Annotated in this window: 2 protein-coding genes; both read right to left on the bottom strand. The window is 65.7% G+C overall.

The genetic code is table 11. The annotated features are described in order from the left end of the window. Window positions 1-1,184, bottom strand: a 1,184-nt coding sequence (hisS, locus tag ACWI6D_RS09255; protein ID WP_449134471.1) for a histidine--tRNA ligase, incomplete at its 3' end; no start/stop codon positions are given. Between the two features lie 139 nt (window positions 1,185-1,323). Then, on the bottom strand, window positions 1,324-3,993 hold the full coding sequence (locus ACWI6D_RS09260; RefSeq protein ID WP_449134472.1) for a hypothetical protein: 2,670 nt from the start codon (window positions 3,991-3,993) through the stop codon (window positions 1,324-1,326). Between the last annotated feature and the right edge of the window lie 121 nt (window positions 3,994-4,114).

Raw genomic sequence — 4,114 nt, forward strand, 5'->3', positions numbered from 1 at the left:
CGCGCGCCCACCTTGTCGGCCAGCTTGAACTGGCTTTTCAGGCTGCGGTGCTGATGATCCATCTCGGCGGTCACGCCCGCATCGCGGCATGCCTGCACCAGGCTGAACGCCTCGGCGCGCACCGAATCGTCCACGCACGCCACGAACACGTCGCAGTGCTGGGCGCTGGGGAACGTGTAGCCCGCCGCCTGGATGGCAAGCGCACAGCGCTCGTAGCCAAGCGCGAAGCCGAAGCCCGGCGTGGGCCTGCCGCCCACTTCCTCGCACAGCTTGTCGTAGCGTCCGCCGCCGCCGATGGCGTTCTGGCTGCCCATGCCCTGGTCAACCTGCACTTCGAACACCGTTCGCGTGTAGTAGTCCAAACCGCGCACCAGCTTCGGGTCCTCCACGAATGCCACGCCCGCGCCCTTCAGGTACGCCTTAACGGCCTCGTAGTGCTCGCGGCAATCGTCGCACAGGTAGTCGGAAATCTTCGGGGCGCCGTCCATAACCTCGGCGCATCCGGGGTTTTTGCAGTCGAACGCACGCAGCGGATTGATTTCCGCGCGGCGCATGCACTCGTCGCACATTGTGTCGGCGTGCTCGTTCATGTAGGCGCGCACGGCTTCGCGATAGGCCGGGCGGCACTTCTCGCAGCCCATGGAGTTCACCAGAAGGCGCGTGGCGTCCATGGGGATGCCGATGGCGGCGTAAAAGCGCATGAGCATGATGATGCCCTCGGCGTCGACGCTCGGGTCTTCCGCGCCGAGGCACTCGATACCCACCTGGTTAAACATGCGCTGGCGGCCTTTTTGCGGGCGCTCGGCGCGGAACATCGGGCCAGCGTACATGAGCTTGGCAGGGGCAGCACCCTGCGGCACCAGGTCGTGCTGGGCCACAGCGCGCACGACGCCAGCCGTGCCCTCGGGACGCAGCGACAAGCGGCTTTTCGCCTTGATGGTGCCGCCCTCGATGACGCGCTTGAAGTTTTCGCCGGAAATAGCGGTGAACATTTCCTTGGACACCACGTCGGTTGCCTGGCCGATGCCGCGCACGAACAGGTCGGTCTGCTCGAACAGCGGCGTTTCGATGGGCTGATAACCGTAGCGCGCGAAAATGTCGAACGCAGTGTCGCGGAAATGCGCCCAGAACTTCGCCTCATCGGGCAGAAGGTCGCGCGTTCCTTCCGGGGAATTGATTGCCATGGTGCATCCTTTGAATCGTGGTTCTTCGTATACCTTGAACTTACGCATTGTAACGCTTGGCGCTAGCTGCGTTCAGCGCACCGGGCGGTTGCCCACGCAATCAGCGCGAGCAGGCCTGCAGCCCGCAGCGCGGCGCGCCTTAAGCCGGCTCGCCGAAGCTGCGCAGCACGCCCATGAGCACGTCATCGGGGCGGTAGCGCAAACGCGTGGCCAAAAGACTGCGCGTCACGTGCGCCAAGCCCGCATCGCACGCGGCTGCCAGCGCCGCGTCAAGCGCGTCGAGCACTTCGGGCGACGGAGCGCACAGGATGCCTGCGTCTTGCAGGTCCTGCTCGGCCCGGTCGTGCGAGGGGATAGAAACCCCCGTCTCGTCGACAAGCTCCTTGAGCTCCGCCGTTGCCTGCAGCGCGATGGCCGGCGATGCCTCGACGGCCTTCAGGTAGCACGCCACACCAGCCTGCGCGCGCCCAAGCTTCCACGCAACATAGCCAAGCTGGTAGTACATAAGCGAGATATCCGCAGGTTGCATGGCCACGAGCAAGCCGCGCGTCAGCGTTTCGAATGCGTGCTCCATATCGCCCTGCAACATGTACGCCCGCCCCAGCACGCGATAGCCCATCGCGCACGTCGGGGCCATGGCAACCGCCGCGGCGCCGTAACGGATGGCGTCGTCGGCCCGCTCGAACGAGCGCTCAAGCAGATGCACCACCTCAAGATGGCACAGGTAGAACGAATCGGGCACCACGCGAACGCGCTTGTCGGCATCGGCCTGCACGCCGGGCACGAACGCCGCCGTGCTCGCACGTGCCAGGTTGTACAGCACGCGCGAACCGTAGCCGTCGAACGCGCGGTGCACTTCCGAGGAGCCATCGACGAAGCCGTCAAGCAGCTGCGCCTCGGAAATGACATCCGTCAGCACGCTCACCGCGGCCGCCTGGTCGGTTTCCGCCAGCGTATGGGCGCGATTGAGTGCGGCAAGGCAGCGGTCGTCGCCCAAAAAGCAGGTGACCACCGCGTTTTGATCCGCCGCATCAAGCGATCCTTCCGCCAGCGCGCTCATCAGGCGCGTGCACGCCGATGCGGCGCGCTCGTCTTTCGCGTCGAGCGCGCGAGCCTGCACCGAGCGCACGGCGGCGATGGCCTCGGACGTGTTCGACGTGCGCACCAGTTGGTCGGCCAGGTTTTCGGCCACGCGCCGATATGCCGTGTCGTACTCGATGTCCATATCTCGCTCGCGCTGCGCGCCAAGCGGTTCGCGGGCGAATGTCGGCAGCGAGGCATCTCCCGCCGAACGTTCGTTCCACGCCTCGAACGCCGGGTGCATAAGACGCGGATCGGGCAGCTCCGCGCCCGCAACATCCCAGCGGGCGCCTTCGCGCTCGAACAACAGACGCGCATCGTTTGCAAGCGCATCGGAAAAACCGTTCGTCTCCTTGAACGCGCGGCGCGTCAAGTCGACCTCGAACAGGGCCGCACGCTCGGCGTCCTGATTCCCGTCGCCCGTGTCGCTCTCAAGCGGCCACGCCACAAGCTTTACCGTCTGCACGGCCTGCTCAGCGGAAAACGCATGCGCCGCCAGCAGCAGCCCCACGTGCGCGCCATACGAAAACACCTGTTCAGACGCTTGTTCGTCCAAGCTCGCCGGCATAAGCTTCGCGGGGGGCACCGTCAAGCCGAACGTCACGGCGCCCGATGCGGCGTCCACGCGTAGCTCCACGTCCACGCGCGCCGGCAAGCGCAGCTGCTCGATGCTTTGCGACAGGCGGCAGCGCAGGCCCCACTCGCCGCCGGCGTGCCCCTCCGGCACGCCCGACAGCCCACCGCCGGCAAGCTCCTGCGCGCCAACGGTTGCGAACAGCGCTTCGTCAACCCGCTCGCATTCGGAAAGCGCCGCCTCCGATGCGCGCTCGCCTAGCTTTTCGCACGCAAGCAGATAACGGTTCAGCGCCGACTCGATTACCCAAAGCGTGCTGGTGGACGGAGCGCCGGCGTCGTTGTTCGCCACGAAATACGCCGTATGCGCATACCGCGTCGAGCGCACAAGGCGCACCGAATCATCGGGGACGCCCTGATCGCGCAGCCGTTCGAGCCCCGAAGCCTCCAAATTGCGCACCAAAAGCTCGATCACGCCCGGAGCCTTCAGCTGCGAATCGGCCAGAACCGTGCGCACGTCGGAAACGAACGCGCGCAGGTCGGCGAACGGCTTTTCGGGGCCAACGTTGTCAAGCAGCTTGGTGACGTCGCGGCTTGGCACCGCCGGCGCGCCGAGCTTCGGACGGTGGTAAAACGCCAGGTACGCCCTGGTCATCAGCTCTTTGTACGTCATGTCCTGCGCATGTGCGCCGAAGTCGTACCACGTGTCGAACATGTGATAACGGTCGCGCTTCTCGCGATACGACGCCACAACGCGCGCATCGCCTGTTTCCCCGTCGCGCACGTACACGTAGCCAGCCGACTCCCCCTTCGGCATCGGTTCGCTGAAACGAGCGATCTCCACATCGGGAAGACGCGCCGGAGGGGCAACCTGAGGCTCGGCGCACGCGAACGCGCGCCCGTACACATCGATGTAGCCGATGATGCGCATGGCCTGATCAGTTGGCGTTTCGCCAACCGTTTCCACCACGTACATGCCCCCGCTTGCCGGCTTCGGGCGCAGCGCCCTGCCGCCGACAACGCCGAAGCGCCCCAGGGGGCGAGTGCCATCGGGAAGCGGCGGCACGCACCCGTCATACGCGTACAACCGCACGCCTAGCATCTTCTCGTGCGGCTCAAGACGCCACACGCCTTCGTTTCCTGCAACCTCTTGCACGCTGCCCGTCCTTTCGAAAAATCAACGAACAGCTTACCAGAGAGCAGCGCCGCATGCGCGAACGGACAACCGCTTCCCCCATCCCAAGACCACGAAGGGCCGCCCACGTTTCCCGCGGCGG

Source organism: Senegalimassilia sp. (assembly GCF_977052095.1).